The organism is Kitasatospora sp. NPDC024654, assembly GCF_055559155.1.
This window is the reverse complement of the sequence record NZ_JBVHLF010000179.1, coordinates 1-5,721: the sequence shown is the minus strand read 5'-3', so window position 1 is coordinate 5,721 and position 5,721 is coordinate 1. Positions and strand designations below refer to the sequence as shown.

Here is a 5,721-nt window from a genome sequence, read left to right as displayed (position 1 = left end):
CTCAAGCGAATCTCGAATGCCTGACCGGCAGAGATGCCCCAATGTCACCCCATCGAGCGACGCCAAACCCGGCATTACGGCGCGAACCGCACTCTCACGACGCGGCAGGCTTCGCTTGATGCTACGGACCGCTCGGTTGCTCCCCCTTTGAAGGGCTTTTGACGCTGGGCTTCGACACCGGGCGTTTCCCCTCGATGCCGCCAGCCTGCTACCGGGCCTCCCGGCAGCTACCCGGACCGGACTTGCACCGGCAAGCGACGACGAGCTTACGACTGACGGTCAATCACCTAACACGATCAACCCCGTCTTCTGGACGCACAGTGGAACAAGATCGAGCACCGGCTGTTCTCCCACGTCACCATGAACTGGCGCGGGAAACCGCTGACCAGCCACGAGGTCGTCCTGAACACCATCGCGGCGACCACTACGGCGGCAGGGCTGCGGATCGAGGCCGCCCTCGACCACGGCTCCTACCCGACCGGCATCCAGGTCAGCCGCGAACAGCTGCAGGCCCTGCCGATCACCGCCCACGACCAGCGCGTGGCCTGGAACTACAGCATCACCCCGACCGGCAGCGACACCGCGAACTCGGGTCCGCAGGGCGCCGACGAACGCACCGCCGCCCGCACCCTTACCCTGCGGACGCTGGCCGACCCTCGCCTGACCGGCATGGCAGATGCAGAACTCGCCGCATTGATCACCCAGTTGGCGCCCGAGCAGGCAGCCCGGGCCGAACAACGCCGCTACGTCCTCCGTGGCGGCAGGCGGGTCGCCACCACCGGCCGCAGCCGATCCCCGCTCTCGGATTCCGACGAGGTCCTGGTAACCGTGATCTACCTGCGGCAGGTCTGCCCGCAGAAGGTGCTGTGCGACCTGCTCGGGATCAACCCCGTCACCATCGGCCAAGCCATCAAGGCCACCCGGCAACTACTGGACGAGCACAAGATCAGCATCACACCGACCGTGGCACGCTACTTCGCCCGCGCCCAAGACCTGCGGGCCTTCATCGCCGAAGCCGCCCCGGACCAGCACATGCCGGCGGAGCCGAGCCGCCACGCGCTCACCGCCCCGGCCGTGACCGGCATGAGCCGCCAAGCCCTGCACGCCCTGCTCGAAGAACTGATCGTGCCCTACGCGGCCGCGATCGAGAAGCGCCGCCACCGACAGCGCGGCGGCGACCGCCGGCCCGGAACCCGCGCCGGCGTGTTCCGGCAGAAGATCACCGACGGCGACCGGATCCTCGCCACGATCCTCTACCGGCGCCGCATCTGCAGCCTCGACGTCCTCGCCGAACTGTTCGGAGCCTGCCGAAGCACCCTATGGAACGCGATCAACGACGTCCTCCCCATCCTGGACGCCCACGGCCTTACCATCGCCCCCACTGACCGACGACACGCCACCGCAGCCGACCTCCTGACCACGACACGAGCACAGGACCACCATGTTGTTTCTTGACGGCTCCACTTGATCCGCGCCTCGCTGCGGCTGTCCTCGGGCAAGGACCACGCCAAGCTGGCGCCGGCCCTGCGGGCGATCTACACCGCGCCGACCGAGCAGGCCGCCGAGCAGGCCCTGAGCGAGCTGGCCGCCTCCGAGCTGGGTGAACGCTATCCGGCCGTGGTTCGCACCTGGCGGGCGGCCTGGAACGAGTTCACACCCCACCTCGCGTTCCCACCCGCTATAAGGAGGGTTGTCTACTCGACGAACATGGTGGAGTCGATGAACTCCCGGCTGCGGAAGGCTACCCGCAACCGCGGGCATTTCCCCTCGGAGCAGGCCGCGTTGAAGGTGCTCTACCTCGCCGTCCGCGAGCAGATCACTCCCAGGGCACGCGACATCAACCACGTCGCCGCACACTGGAAGGAGGCGCTGAACCAGTTCTCACCCTTCTTCGAGGACCGGCTCAGCTTCCAATAACCCCAAGGAACTTACACAAGATCGCTGACACTGCCTCGTCCGGGGCCCTGACCCGTGGAAGCGTCCTGCACGGTTGGCTGTATCGGAATCGGCGGGCTGCCCGTCCCGGCCGCAGGAGCGTGGCAGGGATGGGCAGCGCCGGTTCTTCACTGGGTCGCCGGCGTCGGCGGCGGACCCTAGACAGCGAGGATGACGAAGGGGCGTGTTCGTGGCGGGACTGCCAGCTTCGGGCGCTCCGCCGTTCGAGTGATAAAACGTCAGGGCTCTTGTCAGCAGCGTAGTCCGAATGGATTGCTGTATGTATCCGAACTGTTGGTGATCGCCCCCCCGGAGGCGAAGACGCTCGGCCTGTGGCGGGTTGCGGGTCCGGTGTCGCGATGGGCACCCCTGGGACGACCGGGTCCACCACCTGGGACTGGTGGACTCCTCGACCACGGTTCGGCTGCCACCGGAGCCGTCCAAGTGCCCTGGACGGCGACCGTCCGGCGGCCCCGTACCTCCTCACCCACCCCTCAACCCTCACCACGGCCCGATCGGCCCGGGGGCGAAGTAGTGCCCCGGTGTCGGTGCCAGATCACGCGGCGCCTTTCCGGGGTCGGAGTCGATGTGGCCACGTCGACTGATCCGGCTGCTGGGCGGCTTCCAAGCCGTCGGGCTCGGTTTCCTCGGGTGCACCGGCACCGCACCGGCCGCTGACGAGCGCGGATGCGGAACTGCGGCCGAGGACAGATCGCTTCCACGCGCATCCACCCAGTCTCTCCAGGAGGCATGTCATGCCTGTCAGCCCGAACCAGGGATCCACCGGCGGCGGGACGGTCGTCACCATCACCGGTACCAACCTCAGCGGCGCCACGGCCGTGCACTTCGGCTCCAACCTGGGCACCATCACCGCCAACACGGCCACCTCCATCACCGTCACCTCCCCGGCCGGGAGCGGCACGGTCAACCTGACCGTCACCACCCCGGGTGGGACCAGCAACCCGGTGCCGTTCTACTACGTCGGCGCGCCGTTCAAGTCCAGCCTGTCCCCCGTCTCCGGCGTCACCGCGGGCGGCAACACGGTCACCATCACCGGCACCGGCCTGTCCACCGCCACCGCGGTGCACTTCGGCACGGCGTCCGCGACCCCGACCGTGGTCAGTGACAGCCAGCTGACCGTCACGGTGCCGGCGGGCACGGCGGCCGGGCCGGTGGGTGTCAGCGTCACCACCGCGGGCGGCACCAACAACGGCCTCTCCTACACCTACGTCGACGGGCCCACCCTCGGCACCCCGGTCCCCGCGGCCGGGCCGACCTCCGGCGGCACCGCGGTGACCATCCCCGGCACCAACCTCACCACTACCCAGTCGGTGACCTTCGGCGGTGCCCCGGCGCCGTTCTCCGTCATCTCCGACACGGAGATCTCCGCCGTCACCCCGCCCGGGACCGCCGGCGCGGCGGACATCGTGGTCACCACCACCGGAGGCTCCGCCACGCTGACCGGTGGGTTCACCTACACCGCCGGCCCCGGCATCTGAGGCAACACCCTGGCCCCGGGCCCGCCGGCGGGCCCGGGCAACCGGACAGCCCGGGCAGAGGCGCCCCCGCCCTCTGCCCGGGCGTTCACCCGTCACACCCCGACGAGCCGACCGGCCCCCCGTCGGCGTCGGCCCGCAGAGAGGCACCATGCACACGTCCCAGACCTCACACCCAGCGGCCGCGCCGATGGCATCGCCGGCCCTTACCGGGCTCGCGCCAACCCAGGGGCCGGTCTCGGGCGGCACTACCGTGACCCTGACCGGCACCAACCTGACCGGGGCGACCGCCGTCGTCTTCGGCGGCACCGAGGCCACGTCGTTCACGGTGGTCTCCGCTACCCAGATCACCACCACCTCCCCCACCGGCAGCGGTACCGTCCAGGTCACGGTGACCACGTCCGGTGGTACGAGCAACGGCCTCACCTACACCTACGTGCCCCCACCGGCCCTCACCGCCCTCGCGCCGACCCAGGGACCGGTATCGGGCGGAACCACGGTGACCCTGACGGGCACCAACCTGAGCGGGGCGACCGCGGTCACTTTCGGCGGTTCGGCGGCCACATCGTTCACGGTGGTCTCCGCCACCCAGATCACCGCCAGCACACCACCCGAGGCCGCGGGCCCCGTCCAGGTCATCGTCACCACCCCCGGCGGCACCAGCAACACCCTCACCTACTTCTTCCTCAACCCACCGACCCTCACCACACTCACCCCGGCACTGGGGCCGGGCGGGACCGTGACCCTGACCGGCACCAACCTGACCAACGCCACCGCGGTCACTTTCGGCGGTTCGGCGGCCGTGTCGTTCACGGTGGTCTCCGCCACCCAGATCACCGCCCTCGCCCCCACCGGCAGCGGCACCGTCCAGGTCACGGTCACCACCCCCGGCGGCGCGAGCAACGCCCTCCCCTTCACCTACGTGCCCTCCCCGACCCTCACCGGGCTCACACCGATCCAGGGGCCGGCTTCGGGCGGGACCACGGTCACCCTGACCGGCACCAACCTGACCTACACCACCGCCGTCCGGTTCGGTACCACGCTGGTGGCGTTCACGGTGGTCTCCCCCACCCAGATCATCACGAGCGCGCCACCGGGAACCGCGGGCCCCGTCCAGGTCACCGTCACCACCCCCGGCGGCACCAGTGGTGGCCTCGCCTACTACTTCGTCACCTCCCCGACCCTCACCGCCCTCGCGCCGGGGCAGGGGCCGGTGCCGGGCGGGACCACGGTGACCCTGACCGGCGCCAACCTGAGCGGGGCGACCGCGGTCACTTTTGGCAGTACGCCGGCCACATCGTTCACGGCGGTCTCCGCCACCCAGATCACCGCCATCGCGCCATCCGAGACCGCGGGCCCCGTCCAGGTCACCGTCACCACCCCCGGCGGCACCAGCAATACCCTCACCTACTTCTTCCTCAACCCGCCGACCCTCACCACGCTCACACCGGGACAGGGGCCGGTGCCGGGCGGGACCACGGTGACCCTGACCGGCACCAACCTGACCAACGCCACCGCGGTCAGCTTCGGCAGTACGCCGGCCACATCGTTCACGGTGGTCTCCGCCACCCAGATCACCGCCACCGCGCCACCCGGGGCCGCGGGCCCCGTCCAGGTCACCGTCACCACCCCCGGCGGCACCAGCAACACCCTCACCTACACCTACGTGCCCCCACCGGCCCTCACCGCCCTCGCGCCGATCCAGGGGCCGGCTTCGGGCGGGACCACGGTGACCCTGACCGGCACCAACCTGACCGGGGCGACCGCCGTCGTCTTCGGCGGTACCGAGGCCACGTCGTTCACGGTGGTCTCCGCCACCCAGATCACCGCCACCGCGCCATCCGAGACCGCGGGCCCCGTCCAGGTCACCGTCACCACCCCCGGCGGCACCAGCAACACCCTCACCTACACCCAGCTCCAGCCACCCGGCATCTGACAGAAGAGTAATTGCCAAGATCTGGGGCGTGGACGTGGCCATCTAGTGCTGCTCCGCGTTAATTCGTGGACAACACCATTGCGTTAAGCCTGTGACCTGCGGCGCAACCCGGTTCAGTGCCGGGATCGAGAGGCGATTCCGTCTTCCATGATCTGGATCTCGGTGTGGACGGTGTAGTGCTGGGCCTGCTGGGGGTGCTTGCTGAACCGCCCCGGGTTCGGTAGAGAGCTCAGATGATGGCTGTGACCAGGGGTTTTGTGGTTGCCAGGTAGTAGTTGGTCTCGTACTCGACGGGCGGAATGTGGCCTATCTCTCCGTGAAGCCTGCGGTGGTTGTACCAGTCGACCCACTCGG

The 5,721-nt window shown here is 69.5% G+C and carries 2 protein-coding genes and 2 pseudogenes; all 4 read left to right on the top strand.

Translation table 11 applies throughout. From position 1 onward, the window contains the following. Positions 1-315: 315 nt before the first annotated feature. Positions 316-1,455: pseudogene (locus ACZ38L_RS38175) on the top strand (ISAzo13-like element transposase-related protein); the annotation flags it as partial. A gap of 3 nt (positions 1,456-1,458) precedes the next feature. Beyond that, positions 1,459-1,917, top strand: a pseudogene (locus ACZ38L_RS38170) (transposase); the annotation flags it as partial. A gap of 773 nt (positions 1,918-2,690) precedes the next feature. Further along, positions 2,691-3,434, top strand: coding sequence for an IPT/TIG domain-containing protein (locus ACZ38L_RS38165; protein ID WP_465702511.1), 744 nt, complete (start codon positions 2,691-2,693; stop codon positions 3,432-3,434). A gap of 148 nt (positions 3,435-3,582) precedes the next feature. Then, positions 3,583-5,367 carry an IPT/TIG domain-containing protein gene (locus tag ACZ38L_RS38160; RefSeq protein ID WP_465702509.1) on the top strand — a complete coding sequence of 595 codons (1,785 nt, stop codon included), beginning with the start codon at positions 3,583-3,585 and terminating at the stop codon, positions 5,365-5,367. Positions 5,368-5,721: the final 354 nt, after the last annotated feature.

What these genes read in the sequence shown, in the direction of transcription:
- ACZ38L_RS38165 (WP_465702511.1), top strand. Translation starts at nt 2,691, where the DNA reads ATGCCTGTCAGCCCGAACCAGGGATCCACCGGCGGCGGGACGGTCGTC.
- ACZ38L_RS38160 (WP_465702509.1), top strand. Translation starts at nt 3,583, where the DNA reads ATGCACACGTCCCAGACCTCACACCCAGCGGCCGCGCCGATGGCATCG.